The organism is Pantoea sp. GABEPS69, assembly GCF_045780835.1.
Lineage (GTDB): Bacteria > Pseudomonadota > Gammaproteobacteria > Enterobacterales > Enterobacteriaceae > Pantoea > Pantoea septica.
In genome coordinates this window covers 935,285-952,001 of record NZ_CP118618.1, presented here as the reverse complement: position 1 = coordinate 952,001, position 16,717 = coordinate 935,285, and the positions used below count along the sequence as shown (strand labels likewise).

15 protein-coding genes, 1 other RNA gene and 5 pseudogenes are annotated in these 16,717 nt (G+C 52.2%); 7 read left to right on the top strand and 14 right to left on the bottom strand.

Going from position 1 to position 16,717, the window contains the following annotated elements:
• Nucleotides 1-24: 24 nt before the first annotated feature.
• Nucleotides 25-606: a nucleotide exchange factor GrpE gene (gene grpE, locus PVE98_RS04525; RefSeq protein WP_033754166.1), complete on the bottom strand. Its 582-nt coding sequence runs from the start codon at nucleotides 604-606 to the stop codon at nucleotides 25-27.
• Between the two features lie 123 nt (nucleotides 607-729).
• On the opposite strand from grpE, the gene nadK reads away from it, so the two are divergent.
• The 3 genes from nadK to bamE all read left to right on the top strand — a co-directional run bounded on the left by nadK (nucleotide 730) and on the right by bamE (nucleotide 3,897).
• Entirely contained in the window at nucleotides 730-1,608 is an 879-nt protein-coding gene (nadK, locus tag PVE98_RS04520) for an NAD(+) kinase (RefSeq protein WP_033754042.1), read from the top strand.
• 83 nt (nucleotides 1,609-1,691) lie between these two features.
• Nucleotides 1,692-3,353 (top strand): DNA repair protein RecN, encoded by a 1,662-nt coding sequence (gene recN / locus PVE98_RS04515; RefSeq protein WP_033754045.1) that lies wholly within the window; start codon nucleotides 1,692-1,694, stop codon nucleotides 3,351-3,353.
• 196 nt (nucleotides 3,354-3,549) lie between these two features.
• On the top strand, nucleotides 3,550-3,897 hold the full coding sequence (gene bamE / locus PVE98_RS04510; protein ID WP_096073643.1) for an outer membrane protein assembly factor BamE: 348 nt from the start codon (nucleotides 3,550-3,552) through the stop codon (nucleotides 3,895-3,897).
• A gap of 71 nt (nucleotides 3,898-3,968) precedes the next feature.
• Here bamE and PVE98_RS04505 read toward each other — a convergent pair whose 3' ends face one another.
• Nucleotides 3,969-4,262: an RnfH family protein gene (locus PVE98_RS04505; RefSeq protein ID WP_033754051.1), complete on the bottom strand. Its 294-nt coding sequence runs from the start codon at nucleotides 4,260-4,262 to the stop codon at nucleotides 3,969-3,971.
• The gene (locus PVE98_RS04500) at nucleotides 4,255-4,689 is read right to left on the bottom strand and encodes a type II toxin-antitoxin system RatA family toxin (RefSeq protein ID WP_033754055.1); all 435 of its coding nucleotides are present in this window, start codon (nucleotides 4,687-4,689) and stop codon (nucleotides 4,255-4,257) included. The genes PVE98_RS04505 and PVE98_RS04500 overlap by 8 nt, the downstream gene beginning before the upstream one ends.
• Nucleotides 4,690-4,848: 159 nt before the next feature.
• Between PVE98_RS04500 and smpB the strand changes: the two genes are divergently transcribed.
• The 3 genes from smpB (at nucleotide 4,849) to PVE98_RS04485 (ending at nucleotide 6,683) form a co-directional block, all read left to right on the top strand.
• A complete protein-coding gene (smpB, locus tag PVE98_RS04495; RefSeq protein ID WP_033754058.1) occupies nucleotides 4,849-5,331 on the top strand; it encodes an SsrA-binding protein SmpB in 483 nt (160 codons plus the stop codon).
• A gap of 44 nt (nucleotides 5,332-5,375) precedes the next feature.
• Nucleotides 5,376-5,739: a transfer-messenger RNA gene (gene ssrA, locus PVE98_RS04490) on the top strand.
• Nucleotides 5,740-6,080: 341 nt separating this feature from the next.
• Nucleotides 6,081-6,683 carry a serine acetyltransferase gene (locus PVE98_RS04485; protein WP_096073656.1) on the top strand — a complete coding sequence of 201 codons (603 nt, stop codon included), beginning with the start codon at nucleotides 6,081-6,083 and terminating at the stop codon, nucleotides 6,681-6,683.
• 299 nt (nucleotides 6,684-6,982) lie between these two features.
• On the opposite strand, the gene PVE98_RS04480 is transcribed toward PVE98_RS04485, so the two are convergent.
• The 3 genes and pseudogenes from PVE98_RS04480 to PVE98_RS04470 all read right to left on the bottom strand — a co-directional run.
• Nucleotides 6,983-7,420 (bottom strand): hypothetical protein, encoded by a 438-nt coding sequence (locus PVE98_RS04480; protein ID WP_096073657.1) that lies wholly within the window; start codon nucleotides 7,418-7,420, stop codon nucleotides 6,983-6,985.
• Between the two features lie 140 nt (nucleotides 7,421-7,560).
• Nucleotides 7,561-7,779, bottom strand: coding sequence for a hypothetical protein (locus PVE98_RS04475; RefSeq protein ID WP_127908390.1), 219 nt, complete (start codon nucleotides 7,777-7,779; stop codon nucleotides 7,561-7,563).
• Nucleotides 7,780-8,135: 356 nt separating this feature from the next.
• Nucleotides 8,136-8,531, bottom strand: a pseudogene (locus tag PVE98_RS04470) (VENN motif pre-toxin domain-containing protein); the annotation flags it as partial.
• A gap of 71 nt (nucleotides 8,532-8,602) precedes the next feature.
• Here PVE98_RS04470 and PVE98_RS04465 point away from each other — a divergent pair.
• A pseudogene (locus tag PVE98_RS04465) lies at nucleotides 8,603-8,737 on the top strand (SymE family type I addiction module toxin); the annotation flags it as partial.
• A 42-nt stretch (nucleotides 8,738-8,779) separates the two neighbouring features.
• On the opposite strand, the gene PVE98_RS04460 reads toward PVE98_RS04465, so the two are convergent.
• From PVE98_RS04460 to PVE98_RS04425, 8 genes and pseudogenes are all read right to left on the bottom strand, one after another.
• Entirely contained in the window at nucleotides 8,780-9,253 is a 474-nt protein-coding gene (locus PVE98_RS04460) for a hypothetical protein (protein WP_313621221.1), read from the bottom strand.
• Between the two features lie 214 nt (nucleotides 9,254-9,467).
• On the bottom strand, nucleotides 9,468-9,911 hold the full coding sequence (locus PVE98_RS04455) for a hypothetical protein (RefSeq protein ID WP_313621223.1): 444 nt from the start codon (nucleotides 9,909-9,911) through the stop codon (nucleotides 9,468-9,470).
• A 304-nt stretch (nucleotides 9,912-10,215) separates the two neighbouring features.
• On the bottom strand, nucleotides 10,216-10,395 hold the full coding sequence (locus PVE98_RS04450; protein ID WP_333620570.1) for a hypothetical protein: 180 nt from the start codon (nucleotides 10,393-10,395) through the stop codon (nucleotides 10,216-10,218).
• A gap of 435 nt (nucleotides 10,396-10,830) precedes the next feature.
• A pseudogene (locus tag PVE98_RS04445) lies at nucleotides 10,831-12,396 on the bottom strand (VENN motif pre-toxin domain-containing protein); the annotation flags it as partial.
• Nucleotides 12,397-12,644: 248 nt separating this feature from the next.
• The gene (gene imm45, locus PVE98_RS04440; RefSeq protein ID WP_096073662.1) at nucleotides 12,645-12,956 is read right to left on the bottom strand and encodes an Imm45 family immunity protein; all 312 of its coding nucleotides are present in this window, start codon (nucleotides 12,954-12,956) and stop codon (nucleotides 12,645-12,647) included.
• A pseudogene (locus PVE98_RS04435) lies at nucleotides 12,956-14,227 on the bottom strand (VENN motif pre-toxin domain-containing protein); the annotation flags it as partial. The pseudogene PVE98_RS04435 and the gene imm45, both read right to left, overlap by 1 nt.
• 249 nt (nucleotides 14,228-14,476) lie before the next feature.
• Nucleotides 14,477-14,725, bottom strand: a complete 249-nt coding sequence (locus PVE98_RS04430) for a hypothetical protein (protein WP_096073663.1) — start codon at nucleotides 14,723-14,725, stop codon at nucleotides 14,477-14,479.
• Nucleotides 14,722-16,677, bottom strand: a pseudogene (locus PVE98_RS04425) (VENN motif pre-toxin domain-containing protein); the annotation flags it as partial. The pseudogene PVE98_RS04425 and the gene PVE98_RS04430, both read right to left, overlap by 4 nt.
• Nucleotides 16,678-16,717: the final 40 nt, after the last annotated feature.

The following is a 16,717-nucleotide window of genomic DNA, read 5'->3' as shown; positions in this document are numbered from 1 at the left end:
GGCCGTCTGACGTGCATTGACTGCTTAGCTTTTCGCTTTTGCGACCGCAACCATCGCCGGACGCAGCAGGCGACCGTTCAGAGTATAGCCGCGCTGCATCACCATCATCACATGGTTAGGCGCCACGTCATCTGACTCCATCATCGACATCGCCTGATGGATTTCCGGGTTGAACGGCACGTTGGTGTCGCCGACCACTTCAACGCCGAATTTGCGCACGGCACCCAGCAGCGATTTCAGGGTCAGTTCGATCCCTTCAATCATCGATGCCAGCTCCGGGTTCTCTTTGTCTGCGACTTCCAGCGCGCGCTCAAGGCTGTCGATAACCGGCAGCAGCTCGTTGGCGAATTTTTCCAGCGCGAATTTATGCGCTTTCTCAACGTCAATTTCGGTGCGACGGCGGATATTTTCCACTTCCGCCTGCGCGCGCAGCTGAGCGTCGCGTACGCCGGTCTGCAACTGAGCCAGTTCAGCTTCCAGCTGCGCAATACGCTCATCACGCGGATCCACCTCTACTGCCGTCTCCGCTTCCTGAGGTTGCTGCTGATCCTGTTGAATTTCGTCTGAGACTTGCTCGTTTGGGGTGTTCTGTTCTTTACTACTCATGAATTTCTCCGCGTTTTGCACATTCATCTCGCCAGTCCGCTTATTATGGGGATCGGTTTGACGGTTTCAAGGGAACCCATCACATTGCCTTGCCGTTTTGGCTTATGAGGAAAGACCCACCAAATGAACAAACACTTTAACTGCATTGGTATTGTAGGCCATCCGCGTCACCCTACCGCTCTCACCACGCATGAGATGCTGTGGCGCTGGCTGACGTCCAAAGGTTATCAAGTGATTATTGAGAAGCAGATCGCGCAGGAGCTCAACCTTCAGGATGCCCAGACTGGCACGCTGGCGGAGATTGGACAGCAGGCGGACCTTGCCGTGGTGGTCGGCGGCGATGGCAATATGCTCGGCGCGGCGCGCGTGCTGGCGCGCTACGATATCAAAGTGATCGGCATTAACCGCGGCAACCTCGGCTTTCTCACCGACCTCGATCCCGACAACGCGCAGCAACAGCTGGACGAGGTGCTACAGGGAAACTATTTCGTTGAAAGCCGCTTTCTACTCGAGGCGCGCGTTTGCAAAGATGAGTGCTCGCCGCGGCTCGGCCTGGCGATCAACGAGGTGGTGCTGCACCCTGGCAAAGTGGCGCATATGATCGAGTTCGAGGTCTATATCGACGAGGTGTTCGCCTTCTCTCAGCGTTCTGACGGCCTGATTATCTCTACGCCGACAGGCTCGACCGCCTATTCGCTGTCGGCGGGCGGCCCGATTTTAACCCCTTCGCTTGACGCCATCGCGCTGGTGCCAATGTTCCCGCATACCCTGTCGGCGCGGCCGCTAGTGATCAACAGCAGCAGCACTATCCGGCTGCGCTTTTCGTCGCGTCGCAGCGATCTCGAGATTAGCTGCGACAGCCAGATCGCCCTGCCGATTCAGGAAGGAGAAGATGTGTTGATCCGCCGCAGCGAGAACCATCTGAACCTGATCCACCCTAAAAACTACAGCTATTTCAATACGCTAAGCTCAAAACTAGGCTGGTCGAAAAAATTGTTCTAATTTCAGCGCGCCCTCTTTACTGGATAAAAAACCAGTTTATACTGTACGAAAAACCATATCTGTTTTTCCATACAGGTGATTCTATGCTGGCACAGCTGACCATCAGTAATTTCGCTATCGTTCGTGAGCTCGACATTGATTTCCAACGCGGTATGACGGCGATTACCGGTGAAACCGGCGCGGGTAAGTCTATTGCCATCGACGCCCTCGGTCTGTGCCTTGGCGGTCGCGCCGAAGCGGACATGGTGCGTCAGGGCGCCGCGCGCGCCGACCTCTGCGCCCGCTTCAACCTCAAGTCCTCGCCCTCTGCGCAGCGCTGGCTGGAGGAGAATCAGCTGGATGACGGCAACGAGTGTCTGCTGCGCCGCGTCATCAGCGCCGACGGCCGCTCACGCGGCTTTATCAACGGTACCGCGGTGCCGCTGTCGCAGCTGCGCGATCTGGGTCAGCTGCTGATTCAGATCCACGGCCAGCACGCGCACCAGCTGCTGCTTAAATCCGACCATCAGAAACACCTGCTTGACGCCTACGCCGGCCATGACGATCTGCTGCGCCAGATGCGCAGCGACTATCAGGCCTGGCATCAGAGCTGTCGCAATCTGGCGCAGCATCAGCAGCTGTCGCAGGAGCGCGAGGCGCGTCGCGAACTGCTGCAGTATCAGCTGAAAGAACTCAACGATTTTGCGCCGCAGGCGAACGAGTACGAGCAAATTGATGAGGAGTACAAGCGCCTCGCCAACAGCGGTCAGCTGCTCTCTACCAGCCAGCAGGCGCTGCAGCTGCTCGCCGACGGCGACGACAGCAACCTCAATAGCCTGCTCTACACTGCGCGTCAGATGGTGACCGAGGTGGTGACGCTGGACGACAAGCTGAGCGGCGTGCTCAACATGCTGGAAGAAGCGGCGATTCAGCTCAGCGAGGCGAGCGATGAGCTGCGCCACTACGTTGACCGGCTCGATCTCGATCCCAACCGCCTGTATGAGCTGGAGCAGCGCATCTCGCGCTATATTGCGCTGGCGCGTAAGCACCACGTCGCGCCGGAAGGTCTGGCGGAGCTGCATCAGCAGTTGCTCACGGAAGCGGAGCTGCTTTCGCAGCAGGAGAGCGATCAGGAGAGCCTGCAAGAGTTAGTAAGCGAACACTATCAAGCTGCTCTGCGCAGCGCTGAGCGTTTACATCAGCAGCGTCAGCAGTACGGCACCGAACTTGAGCAGCTAATCACGCAAAGTATGCATCAACTCTCTATGCCGCACGGCCGTTTTACTATTGCGCTGGCGTTTAATCCCGACCATCTCACGGCGGACGGCGCGACGCGCATCGACTTCCAGGTAACCACCAACCCAGGCCAGCCTCTGCAGCCGCTGGGTAAAGTGGCGTCCGGCGGCGAACTGTCGCGTATTGCGCTGGCAATCCAGGTGATTACCGCGAAGAAGATGGAAACGCCGGCGATGATCTTCGACGAAGTGGACGTCGGCATCAGCGGCCCGACCGCCGCCGTCGTCGGACGCCTGCTGCGCCAGTTGGGCGAATCGACCCAGGTGATGTGCGTTACTCACCTGCCGCAGGTGGCGGGCTGCGGCCATCAGCACTTCTTTGTCAGCAAAGAGACCGACGGCGCGATGACCGAAACCCATATGCAGGCGCTGGACAAGCGCGCGCGTCTGCAGGAGCTGGCGCGTCTACTGGGCGGCAGCGAGGTCACGCGTAATACCCTTGCTAACGCGAAAGAACTTTTAGCGGCGTAACGGCCGCACTTTCTTCCCGCTGCGTGGTCATATGCTTGCTCTGTCGATGTAGAGGTTTCCAATAGCGAAAAGGTTTATTATCATCGGCTACTTATGTCGCCTGAATAATAAAGCCTGCCGCAGGCAGAGTTCAGAATTTGATGGCAAAAAAACAGCCTGAGAAAAAGGCGTTTGGCCCCAGAAAAGGAATGTAGAGATGCGCTGTAAAACGCTGACTGCCGCGGCAGTGGTAATGTTGATGATGACCGCCGGATGCTCCACTCTTGAGCGCGTGGTTTACCGCCCAGATATCAACCAGGGCAACTACCTGGTCGCCAACGATGTGGCGAAAATCCACAACGGCATGACGCAGCAGCAGGTCGCCTATACGCTCGGTACGCCGATGATGCGCGATCCCTTCGGCAGCAACGTCTGGTATTACGTGTTCCGTCAGGAGCCAGGCCATGAAAATGTGAAGCAGCAGACGCTGACTCTGACCTTCGACAGCAACGGCATACTGACCAATATCGACAACAAGCCGAATCTGACTACATCGAAGGACTGATCGAACACGCAACAAAAAAGGCGCCGCTGGCGCCTTTTGCTTTTCTGGCTGGTCTGTTGTGGTGACTGACGCTATTTTTTGCCGCCGGCTGAACGCTCAGCGCGCTGACGACGCAGCTCTTTGGGATCGGCGATCAGCGGACGGTAGATCTCTACCCTGTCGCCTTCCTGCAGCGTATCGCCCAGCTTGACCGGGCGGCTAAAGACGCCCACCTTGTTTTGGCTGAGGTCGATATCACGGCGCAGCTCAAGCAGCCCGGATGCGACGATCGCCTGCTCGACGGTGCTTCCCTCTTCCAGCGTGACAACGCGCTGATATTGCTTCTCCGGCAGCGCGTAAACCACCTCAACGGAAATCTCAGGCACTGTAGACCTCTTTGGCGCGCTGAGTGAACGCCTGCACCATGCTGTTGGCCAGCTCTTTGAAGATGCGCCCGAACGCCATCTCCACCAGCATGTTGGTGAATTCAAAATCGAGGCTCAGCTCAACCTTGCAGGCGTCATCGCCCAGCGAGATAAACTGCCATCCGCCAGTAAGCTTGCGGAACGGCCCGTCGACCAGCTGCATATGGATGCGCTGGTTGTCGGTAAGCGTGTTGCGCGTAGTGAAGGTCTTACTGATGCCCGCTTTTGAGACGTCTACCGAAGCCGTCATCTGATTTTCAGAGGATTCCAGCACGCGACTGCCGGTACAGCCCGGCAAAAACTGTGGATAGGCATCCACATCGTTGACCAGTTGGTACATTTGCTCAGCGCTGAAGGGCACCAGCGCTGAACGACTAATCTGAGCCATAATGGTTCCTGTTCATCACAAAACCGCTGAATTGTAGCATTTCCAGCGATCAAACAAAAATTCCCCGCATTGAGAGGTGTGCTAGAATATCCCGTTTCCCGGTGCCCCGCTGGACAAGGGGTGCGATGGCCGCCTAAGTGATGTAAAATACGCCGCACTATGACAAAGAAAAAAGTACATAAACCCGGTTCTGCCACTATTGCCCTTAACAAACGCGCCCGTCATGAATACTTCATTGAAGAGGAATTCGAAGCGGGATTGTCGCTACAAGGATGGGAAGTCAAATCGCTCCGTGCAGGTAAAGCCAACATCAGCGACAGCTACATTCTGCTGCGCGATGGCGAAGCTTATCTGTTCGGCTCAACCTTCCAGCCGCTGGCCGTCGCCTCAACGCACGTTGTCTGCGATCCGACGCGCAACCGTAAGCTGCTGCTTAATCAGCGCGAGCTCGACTCGCTCTATGGCCGCGTTAACCGCGAAGGCTATACCGTAGTCGCGCTGTCGCTTTACTGGAAGAACGCCTGGTGCAAGCTGAAGATCGGCGTTGCGCGTGGCAAGAAAGAGCATGACAAGCGCGACGACATTAAAGAGCGCGAGTGGAAGCTCGATAAAGCGCGCATCATGAAAAATCGCAACCGCTAATCGCTGGATAGTTTTAAAATTTTTTGCTAGAGTAGTTGGTTCCTGGGGCTGATTCTGGATTCGACGGGATTTGCGAAACCCAAGGTGCATGCCGAGGTGCGGTAGGCCTCGCTAAAAAACCGCAAAAAAATAGTCGCAAACGACGAAAACTACGCTTTAGCAGCTTAATAACCTGCTAAGAGCCCTCTCTCCCTAGCCTCCGCTCTTAGGACGGGGAACAAGAGAGGTCAAACCCAAAAGAGATCGCGTGGATGCCTTGCCTGGGGTTGAAGCGTTAAATCTAATCAGGCTAGTCTGTCAGTGGCGTGTCTGTCCGCAGCTGCCAGGCGAATGTAAAGACTGACTAAGCATGTAGTACTGAGGATGTAGGAATTTCGGACGCGGGTTCAACTCCCGCCAGCTCCACCAAAATTCTTCAAAGATGATTACCAGAGTCATCTGTAGAAGTCCTGAAAGCCCGCACGGCGCAAGCCTGGCGGGCTTTTTTGTGTCTGTAATTCTTCATGCATAGCTTCTACCCTGTCCCCAGGTTTTGTTTCTAATCACCTCACAGGTGCATTTTTCAGCGCCATTCAGAGTGAAGCCGCCTCCTCATGGAGTGATGGAGTGAACTTTAGTACTTATCCGTCACGCTTCCACGATGACAAACAACACGCCGTAAAACGTCGTCTTCAGGCTAGCGGCTAACGTATAATGCTCAAAATCCTTAACCTCTTCACAAAAAAATAAGACTTCACAATGGAATGCTGATGAAAGCCCAAAACGACAAAAACCTTCTGCTTCTAAAAGAGTCTCTTCAGAAAGAGGTGATGATGAACGCTAAGCCTTTCTCCTGGGCCAGCGTTATTCACAAAGCCATCAAATGCCCCAAGCGACGCTACTATTTCTGGTGGCGTATCGCCTCCTACTGGTATCAGAACAAAACAGGCGTTTTGAAGCAGGCCGCGCTTCGAATCAACCGGAAGCTGACGTTGAAATACGGTACAGAGATTGAGTTAGGCGCGAGGATATTACCCGGACTTGTCATCACTCATCATCCAGGGATCGTCATCAACGGGTCTGCCGTTATTGGGCATTCATTCCGTATCAGGCAGAACACCACGATTGGCATAACAGGCAGTAATCCTTCTAAGCTGCCAATTTCAATCAAGTTAGGCAATAACGTTAGCATTGGTGCTAATAGCTGCATTATCGCCGACCAGATTGTTATTGGAGATAACGTGGTGATTGGGGCCATGTCATTTATTAATAAAGACCTGCCTGATAATAGTAATGTGATAACGGAGAAGACGATGAGGATTACTATAAGAGAAACAGAATCGCAGGATTTAAAGACTGGAAAGGATAGTTAGACTGGTTTCATCCGGGAAGCTCTGGTGGAGGGTGCTGCGGGTTCCTTACTGCTGCTGAGCAGCCTTATCGCTTTGAACCGCAGTCAGCATTGCGCTGTGATTGTCCGACTTTTCCTTCGACACGCCCTCGTCCGGTCTTTAATATTTTTCGCGGGCAGCTCCGCCTTACCGGCGTTCGTGGCCCGTATCTGCCCCTCCGTCCGGGCGATATCCGCCGCCTGATTGCCAATCTCACCAATCAGTTGCGCCTCCTGCAGCCGGTTCTGCTCACGCTCTTTGTCGATTATATGATATAAATATTAATACTTAAGGTTACAGAAGAAATCATCTATATCAATAGGATATCGCCAACTTTCTGTAGAGGAGAATTTTGACACTTCGTATGATTCACCTGCTTTACCAATATAAACTTCCGGAAAATCGTTTCCCCGCGTCGCAAATCTTAAACAATGTCCACTTCGATAGTTATACATTTTATCCACAAGCTCATCGTCATCAGTATCTAATTTGTTATACGCATCATAAATAATTTCTGCTAACGAATTACCTCGGGATTTATCAAATGGTATTTCATCCTCTCTAATTTCTTTTTCATGCTCTAATAACCACCCTGTAAATTCGTTTAGATTGACTCTTCCAACGAAAAGAGAATGCTTTACTCCGTCCTCAACCACTGATAAGTCAATAAATTGAGCATCGTCGCTTTCATTGTGTTTTTTAAGTATTAATTTATTCATTATTGTCCTTTGATTAATTTGTTGTACTCAGCTTTATTAACGTCACCTCGATTTAAAAATTCACGTAGAACCTTTGGCGATGCTTCAGTACCGGTTATAAAATAGCCATGCCACCCTCCGACATTATCAGGTTTAAATTCTTACACTTTTCCATCACTTATCCCATAGCGTTGCTTACCGCTCTGAATCGAGTTATTCAGGACTTCCTGGGCTTTTACATCACTTAGATTCATTGGAGCGCCCCATCCGCCGGGAGTATGTTTAGGACTAGGTACATATTTTCCTTCGTTACTCTCAGAAGAATAAATCAGTTCCTCTTTATTTTGCTCAGGAATCGGCGTTACCGTAATGCTCCCCATGTATCAGGCGCACCTTCAGTATTTCCTGTATGGCTTACTCTCTGTCCCGGCGACCGATCCGGCGTAACCAGTGACGTTCCTTTAGTTTCATCCGCTGCCGGATTCACCAGCTTTCCTCCGATCAGATCGTCATTCACCGGCACTGTTTCAGTTTTACTGCCTGCTCCGTCGATGTGTTGCTGCGCTGCAACCACCACCATCAGTACACAGCTTGCACTTTGCAGACAGGCTGCATCAAGACCCTGCTTAACGGCTTTGGTCAGCGCCAGCGCCGCCTGCTCGTTTGCACCACCTTTGCCCGCTTCGGCCATGGCCGCTGAATCCAGCACCGCCTTAGCCTTCATCAGCTCCAGCATGCCCTTGCTCATCATATTATTGCTGACTTCGTTCTGTCCTGCCTGTGCACCCGCAACCGCATCCACCGTGCCGCTTACGATGAGGCCGCCCGCTAGGCCTGCCGCCAGCGTACCCAGCGCGCTTATCGTCTGGCGCTGCTCTTCCGTCAGGTCCTCACGCTTAACCCCCGGATACATCTGCTGCGCGATATATTCGCCCATCGCCGCGCCCGAGGCGCCCGCCAGCGCACTGTTGCCCGCCGCGTAAGCCGTTACCGCGCCCACCACTGCGTGGGCCATCAGGTTCGCCTCGACGTTCACCACCTCTTTGCCGTTCGCATCCTTCGTGGTGGTCATGTTATGGATGACCTCCGCCAGGTAAGGCGCCGCCGCCCCGCTGGCCGTCTGCGCCAGGTTGCACGCCGGAAAAGCCAGAGACACTCAGACTCACAACCGCCGCCAGCGGATCGCGGGCGCATTATTACAAAGTGGGATACCGGCCTAACAGAGGCCAGCCGAATCCGCTGCCACAGCTCACGATCAAAGGCCGCTGGCTGGAAGCGCTGGGCTTTACGACCGGGCAGAAGATAGAGGTAATCAGCTGGCGACTGAAGGGTAGCTGACTGATAAATTAAAATCCCGGCGCGGTGGCCGGGATTAACCATTTATAACTCTTGATATTTGATACCTTCATCATGTTCGTATGATGATGATAAAAAGTCACTAATATTTAGTTCATCACCAACATTTATAGCAATCAAACACAAACCACTTTCAAAAACCAACCTGATGCCTATATAGGCATCCTCTACCGAAGAAAATATCGAATAAACTTTCAATAAGGATTTTCCGATATAATCAACAAATGGCGGTAAATTTGAAACATCCATAATTACTTCCTTGCCATATTCTCCAAGATCATTTCCCTGAACAGGAAAGTCTGTTACTTCCAGAGTTGAACCATCTTTACCACACCTGAAACTGGCTATGTTCTCAGTATTGGAAAAAATAAACTGTAATTGCTGTGGATGTTCAAAGTCAGGTGTTTCAAAAGCATAGATTAACCCTCTCACTCCTGAGAGTCTCTTACCAATAGCATAGCTAACCCATTCTTGATATTGTCCTAAAGGATTTATCATTTCGGATCGCCCTTAAGTGCATTTTTCACCGATGTATTATTAACCCCATCCTTAAGGATAGTGACAAAACTGCCATCTGGCTTAGTAACAACAACATCATTCCCTTTAATTCTGAAGAATACATCTCCGCGACTAGCGCCTTGTGATACGCCTTGACCTGCAAATTTACTGGCGACGACCTTATCAGGATTAGAACCGATATCATTTATTATATCTAATACACGTTGCCTGTCTGCTGCATTCGATGCATTACCACCGAAATCTTCAAAATGCTTTCCAAGTTTTTACCTAATTGCGCACTGGTAACTGAAAATGCAGCATTAGATCCGATGCCAGAACTGGGTAAAGATGTATGTCCGGGACTCGGTAAATAGCCTGATATCTCATTACTGGCCCTATTAATCAGTTTCGATGCTTCAGCCACATCACCTTTAGCCAGCGCTTTTTCTGCTGTTTTCAGCACCCCCGTAGCAACACGCTCTCCCGGTATCACGGATGCGGCGGCCAACAGATAATCCAGCACACTCTTAGCTTCCGCAACACTTTTCAGGGTTCCCACGACCGGCACCGGCACGAAGTCAGCACCCTGTGATACCGTATCTTTCAGCGCTTCGCGCCGCTCCATGTACATCTTCACCGAGCAGGCTTCGGCACTCATGCCGCCGCAGTTTGCTTTCTTATAGCGCTCGTTTTATGCCTCAACGTACTCACCCGCCTTCTGATCCAGCGTCTTGCCTTATTTTTTTAATAAAGATACAAGATAATAAAAAAGCCAAAAAATAAAGCTAGCGGGAACAACTCCAAACAACGCGCCTTTTAAACCTCGCCATAGCTTATCAAAACTAAAGACATCTTCAGAAAAATAACTTACCCCTTCAAAAAAGAAGAAGAAAGCTGAAACCATAAGACCCATGACTAATAATAACAGTAAAAAATTTTAACTAGCACTAAGAGGCTCTTTATCATTTACCGGCATCCTCTTTTTTCTCTAAATAACTTGGCACCAAACCTGATGCTATAGAATCTCCAATATTCCCCGCAACTGATGGTAAAGGATGCTGGGATACAGATTTCGTAATCGTCCACACGCCAGACGGTACCCATTCATATTGTTTCGATACAGTATTTAATATTTTATCCATCGGGACCTTGATAATATTACCAGCCGCAGATACAGGTCTTTGTAAATCAGAGAGATTATGCAAACGCTGTGGAAGGTCTGTAAGTTCTCTGCCCGTGAACAAAGGCAGGTCACGGATCTGATCGCAGTGATCGGTTAGTCGCCGGTAAGATCCGGCGGCTGAAGAAGGGTATATAAGAAGATCCCGGCCGCTGAGGGCTGGGATTCACAAAAATTTATCGGTAATAAAAATACCAAAAAATAAATCCAGTCGGGGGCCCCATCCAGGTTAGCTTGAGGCAAATAAATAAATCCTCTGATGAAAATGGAAATTTATCATTCATATCCCAAGCCAACCATGCTCCGAGTAAGCGACCCAAAATTGTCAAAATAAAAATCACAATGGCCATTGAGCAACATAGATACAAAAGGTTAAGTAATGACTTGGTGCTATTTTTCATTGCTTACCTCCGACATCTTTCAGCTTATCTTGAACCATCCCAGATGCAACAGAATCACCGAAGTTACCTACTATTGATGGCAATGGATTTTGCGGAGCTGGTTTTGTTATCGTCCAGACACCTGTCGACACCCATTCGTACTGCTTAGAAATTGGGTTGAGCTTTTTATCAAAAGGAACCTTGATCACATTACCCGCCGCATATCCAACCGATGCCCCTGTTTTACTCAGCAATGCCGCCATGAAGGGATCATCACCGCTGATTTCAGCTTGGTAATAACCGCCTGCCGCATTCCATACCATCGTCGGGTTGTAGCCCTTACTGGCTGTAATCGCACCAATAACGCCTGAACCAATCACGTCTGATAATTTCACTTCGCCTGTGGTTCCGTACTGAATACCTGCACCTAAACCGGCCCCCATACCTACCGCAATAAGCTGCTCTTTGGTGTTATTGACAGCGTTGGTCATTATCGCTTTCCCTCCCATAACCAGAACAGGCCATGAAGTCGGATCTATAACTACGGACATCACACGGTCGCCTGTGGTGATATTTTCCTTCAGGAATTTCAGATCCGTGCCGTTCAGATAATTCACCAATGCCGCCGCAGACGGATCTTTCAGTTTCTCACTCAGCCGAAACTGGCTGTGACTGGCATCACGGGCAACGTTGGTATCGGCCTGTATCAGCTCTTCCCATGTCACACAGGCAACACCGCCGCCGGTACAGGCTTCCTTAAGCTCTTTACTGTTTTTATTACTGATATTGATGTATTTCTCGACAACCTTATTACAGTCGCCACCGGATTTCTTGCAGTCCTGCATTTCCTTATCAAGCTGGCGTGATTCATCTTCGTGTAGCCAGTTATTCTCAACCGCGTTCCTCCCCGCCTGCGCCCCGGCCACCGCACCTGCCGTGCTGTCACCCGTCACGCCGCCCGCCAGTCCCGCCGCCACCGTGCCCAGCGCGCTTATCGTCTGGCGCTGCTGCTCCGTCAGGTCCTTGCGGTCCACGCCCGGGTACATCTGCTGCGCAATATACTCGCCCATCGCCGCGCCCGAGGCGCCCGCCAGCGCGCTGTTGCCCGCCGCGTAAGCCGTTACCGCGCCCACCACCGCGTGCGCCATCAGGTTCGCCTCGACGTTCACCACCTCTTTGCCGTCCGGGCCTTTCGTGATGGTCATGTCGTGGATGACCTCCGCCAGGTAAGGCACCGCCGCCCCGCTGGCCGCCTGCGCCAGGTTGCCCCCCGCCAGACCCTGCACCGCCGCCGTCGCCGCCTGAATTGCCTGCTGGAGCTTCCCGCCGGTGCCGAACCCGCTCTCTTTGAACGCCTGGTTATAGAAGGTCTGGTAAGCCTGCCCGCTGATGTCGCTGGCCGTCGGCTCTTTCCCCGGGTTCGCCTTCCGCCATTCCGCTTCCGCCGCCTTCAGCTGTCCCGGCGTGACCCCCTTCATCCGCTCATTCGCGGCTTTCGTCGCCGCTATCTGCCCCTCCGTCCGGGCGATATCCGCCGCCTGGTTGCCGATTTCCCAATTAGTTGATGCCGTACTGATTGATTGTCATCTAAAAGGAACTACTGCCGGAGGAGGCTATCATGCTAAATCGAGCCAGTAAGAAACTGTCTGAACGTAAGCAATGGGAGATAACCGCGTTTATTGTATTGGCTGCCACTCCGAAGAAACGCCACCCAAGAGTTGGATGGGTTACAGCGTGACGCTTCAACAAAACATACCCTGTTCCACGTACAGCCATAGCAACCGCGAAGCATAAAACAGGCGAAAAAATCCCGGCTCGTGGCAAGACTAAATTAATCAATAGGTGTTGCCACATATTCATCCAAAATGTGTACATTCTCCACATCGCACTCTGGGTAAATCCATTCTGCCCAGTTGTTGATAATCCATTCGGTACTTAAAGCCCTACCTTCAACTGAACCACTTTCAGGCGGTAACGATATTAAAATCAATCCGGCTTTGCCCCCTGAAGATACAACTAATCCATGCGTATCAAATAAGTCAATAACCATAAAATCTACCCATGATTCATAAGGCCAGACTGCTGGCAATCTAAAGACTGAACCTCGTTTTATAGATTTATTTTTATAATCAAGTAACTTCATTATTTCACCTTTAAATTATGTCTACCGGATTTATCTATTGTGTTAGGGATTTTTTGCATCGAGAAATCGACCTCACCTAAATGCTTACCCTCTGATGTCACAACCTCAAATCGTCCATGTTGTGTATCAAGAGCATAAAGGTTTCCATCAAGACCACGGTATACATCGCGATTATTTAGTTTGGTCAGCTTGTTGTCTTTAATCATTCCGTTTACTGCTGCTACCTGTGGTGCTGCTTCTTTAACCAACACAACTCGCTCTCTGGGAGAAAGGAACGCCAAGTTTTTCTCGAAAGCGCCCACCGTTTGACCTGTCGCGATTTTTATTCCTGGATTGACTTCAGGTATCTTACCGGCTTTACCCATCCCACCGGTAACAGCCGCTAACGCTACTCCTGCTAAAATCTCAGCCCGTTGGGTATCCAGCCCAAATTGTTTTTCCAGCCTTTGAGCAAAGTCCGTACTGCTAACAATTCCTGACTCATCCATCTGCTGCATTAACAGAACGGACAAATCATTCTTCATAGCGGTTGGTATATCTTCACCCCGCGCACGATCTATCGCTTCGTGAACTAACATGGTGTTAGCAGGAATATCACCATATTTCGCTTTGCAGGCAGCAGGGTCAGAAGCACAGGTTACAATTAACTCATTACGTTGCTTCAAACTCAGATCTTCCATCTCCTTCACGATCTGGCCGCAGTCACCGCAAGCTTCACACCCTTTCGCTCTCGCCGCAAAATCGTCTATTTGCTCGGCCTTAAGATGGTTATTCTCAACCGCATTCCTCCCCGCCTGCGCACCCGCCACCGCACCTGCCGTGCTGTCACCCGTCACGCCGCCCGCCAGCCCAGCCGCCAGCATCCCCAGCGCGCTTATCGTCTGGCGCTGCTCCTCCGTCAGGTCCTCACGCTTAACCCCCGGGTACATCTGCTGCGCGATATACTCGCCCATCGCCGCGCCCGAGGCGCCCGCCAGCGCGCTGTTGCCCGCCGCGTAAGCCGTTACCGCACCTACCACCGCGTGCGCCATCAGGTTCGCCTCGGCGTTCACCACCTCTTTGCCGTTCGCATCCTTCGTGGTGGTCATGTCGTGGATGACCTCCGCCAGGTAAGGCGCCGCCGCCCCGCTGGCCGCCTGCGCCAGGTTGCCCCCCGCCAGACCCTGCACCGCCGCCGTCGCCGCCTGGATACCCTGCTGGATGGCGCTGCCCGTGCCCCACTGTTGTTGGGCGGCCTTATAGCTGTCGGTTGCCACCAGCGCTTCATTGTAGGCGGCCCACTCTTCCTTCGATGCGCCCTCGCCCGGTTCCTTAATGCCTTTCCGGTGCAGTACTGCGTTACCGGCGATAGAAGCTGTTAGTTGCTTTTGGAGCGTATAAAATTTGCCGCAATACAGCTAAATACATTAACCAGCTATGACTCTATTCTGGTTTTTCTCTTTTTCGAAGGTTTAATGTAAAGTTTTGCTTATGCAATAAAATCCCGAACCATAATGATGCTAGCCGGGATTTTTTTGGCATTAATCAGGGTTTGATGGAGGAGACTTACGATTATTAAATCTATCTATAATATTGAAAACGATTGTAGCCAATGTAATTGCAATTCCTGCAATGCATCCAAAGGCGATTGCTCTTTTTATTTGCCCTACAGGAATAAGGAAATAACCGTTCTTAACATATACAATAAATGATGCCCCCACACCTAAAGCAAAACAAAAAACAACACAAAAAACACAAGAATAAATCAACAACTTAACATATGAAATCATTTCCCATCCTCTTTTACCTTACCCTCAGAACTCTTTCTTTGGGGAGCAGTTAAAATTTCTTTTGTGTACCCATTCAAATATTCGGTCCCAAGAGAACCAACTGCATCAATAATAAACCTTGGAGTATCCCTGCCAGTAAGTGAATTAATAAACCCTGGTGCATATTCTCCAAAATAGCCACCAGCTATGGCTCCGGTAACTGAACCACCAACGGCAATCGGATCAGCGCCATCTGTAAATATTGTAGCAGCTGCTGATATCCCTACGTTCTGCCAAATACTACGCCCTGGTGCCAGCCCACCAGTTATAGCTACAGAAGCACTCCCCCAGTAATCCCATGTCTTTTGCTGATTTACAGGCAGGGTTTTATTCTTATCAGTGTTAATATCAAACCACTGGTAAGTACCATTCGCTATTTCAGATATTGCCGCTCCTGCCACAACTTTTCCGACACTCGCGGCCGGCCCTAAATAAGCTGCTCCTGCTATCAGCACACCGTCTTTATAGCTATCTACAATAACTTTGGTGATATTCGCGCCTTCCGGTAAATCACCTTTCGCATTCTTACTCAGCGCCGCATTGAATTCTTCTGTCGTCGTTCCGGCTTCAGTCATTGAGGTTCCCAGCGATGCCGAAGCCTGGCCGTAGCTATTCAGTCCTGACGGCAGGTTAAACATGTCGTTGTTCTCAGACGTGTTCTTTCCTGCCTGTGCTCCTGCCACGGCTGAAGCCGCGCTGTCTGCAACAAGTCCGCCCGCCAAGCCGCTTGCCAGCATGCTCAGCGCCGAGATGGTCTGTTTCTGCGTCTCATCCAGTTTGCTGTAATCGTCCGTGCCATACAACGTTTTCGCTATCATGGATGTCCCGGCCGCTGCAGTCGCGGCACCTGCCGCTCCGGCCAGCGCTGAGTTACCTGATGCCTGCGCCACTACTGCCCCGACAACCGCATGCGCCATCGCCTGCGCTTCCGGGTTGCTTTCCGTCAGCTTGTGGATTTCCTCAGCAAGATACGGTGCCGCCGCACCACTCACCGCCTGGGCGATATTGCCCCCCGCCAGACCCTGCACCGCCGCCGTCGCCGCCTGAATGCCCTGCTGGATGGCGCTGCCCGTTCCCCACTGCTGCTGCGCCGCCTTATAGCTGTCCGTCGCCGTCAGCTTCTCGTTGTACCTTGCCCACTCTTCCTTCGACGCGCCTTCGCCCGGCTCTTTGATATTTTTCGCCGCCAGCTCCGCCTTACCGGCGTTCGTGGCCCGTATCTGCCCCTCCGTCCGGGCAATATCCGCCGCCTGGTTGCCAATCTCACCAATCAGCTGCGCCTCCTGCAGCCGGTTCTGCTCCTTCTCCTTGTCGAATATCGGCGAGAGCGTCTGGTTGGCGTGCTCCACGTCCCGGCTCAGCCCGCTCACGTCCTGCGTCTGGTTATCCCGGTCGCGGATAACTATCGCGCCCTCGCTCATCGCCGCCTTCGTCACCGAGCTGTCGCTGCCGCTGTGGTTCGCCCCCACCAGCAGCCCGTTCGCCATGTTTCCGGCAAACTGACCGGCGATGCTGCCGCCCGTGCTGATGCCCGCGCTCTGGTGCTCTACCTTATAGTCCGCGTGGTTCTCAATGTCATCCCAGCCCAGCGTCCCCGTCTCCAGCCGGTTTTTATCCGCCGCCGCGGTCGAGCCGATTACCGCCCCGTCCAGCTGCGTGTGCTCTCCGACGCTCACGTCAAAGCCGCCTTTGCCCGCGAAGATGCCGGTCTGCTCCTCCACGCTCTGCCAGGTGCTGTGCATCCTGTCGCGCGAGGCGTTAATGCTGGCCGAGCCAGTCATTGAGCCGAAGGTAAAGCTGCCGCCCGCGCTGGCGCTCTGCTGCTTCGAGTCGTAGCGGTCGCTGTCCTGCTCGCTCGCCAGCGTCAGGTTGCGGCCGAAAATACCAGAGACACTCAGACCCATAACCGCAGCCAGTGAATTGTAAGCACATTATTAAAAAGTGGTATACCGG

Coding starts and splice junctions, on each gene's coding strand:
- PVE98_RS04430 (WP_096073663.1), bottom strand. CDS start 14,725: ATGATTTCATATGTTAAGTTGTTGATTTATTCTTGTGTTTTTTGTGTT.
- PVE98_RS04500 (WP_033754055.1), bottom strand. CDS start 4,689: ATGGCTCAGATTAGTCGTTCAGCGCTGGTGCCCTTCAGCGCTGAGCAA.
- grpE (WP_033754166.1), bottom strand. CDS start 606: ATGAGTAGTAAAGAACAGAACACCCCAAACGAGCAAGTCTCAGACGAA.
- PVE98_RS04475 (WP_127908390.1), bottom strand. CDS start 7,779: ATGGGGAGCATTACGGTAACGCCGATTCCTGAGCAAAATAAAGAGGAA.
- PVE98_RS04485 (WP_096073656.1), top strand. CDS start 6,081: ATGAAAGCCCAAAACGACAAAAACCTTCTGCTTCTAAAAGAGTCTCTT.
- PVE98_RS04455 (WP_313621223.1), bottom strand. CDS start 9,911: ATGAGTGCCGAAGCCTGCTCGGTGAAGATGTACATGGAGCGGCGCGAA.
- smpB (WP_033754058.1), top strand. CDS start 4,849: ATGACAAAGAAAAAAGTACATAAACCCGGTTCTGCCACTATTGCCCTT.
- imm45 (WP_096073662.1), bottom strand. CDS start 12,956: ATGAAGTTACTTGATTATAAAAATAAATCTATAAAACGAGGTTCAGTC.
- PVE98_RS04450 (WP_333620570.1), bottom strand. CDS start 10,395: ATGGATAAAATATTAAATACTGTATCGAAACAATATGAATGGGTACCG.
- PVE98_RS04480 (WP_096073657.1), bottom strand. CDS start 7,420: ATGAATAAATTAATACTTAAAAAACACAATGAAAGCGACGATGCTCAA.
- recN (WP_033754045.1), top strand. CDS start 1,692: ATGCTGGCACAGCTGACCATCAGTAATTTCGCTATCGTTCGTGAGCTC.
- PVE98_RS04460 (WP_313621221.1), bottom strand. CDS start 9,253: ATGATAAATCCTTTAGGACAATATCAAGAATGGGTTAGCTATGCTATT.
- bamE (WP_096073643.1), top strand. CDS start 3,550: ATGCGCTGTAAAACGCTGACTGCCGCGGCAGTGGTAATGTTGATGATG.
- nadK (WP_033754042.1), top strand. CDS start 730: ATGAACAAACACTTTAACTGCATTGGTATTGTAGGCCATCCGCGTCAC.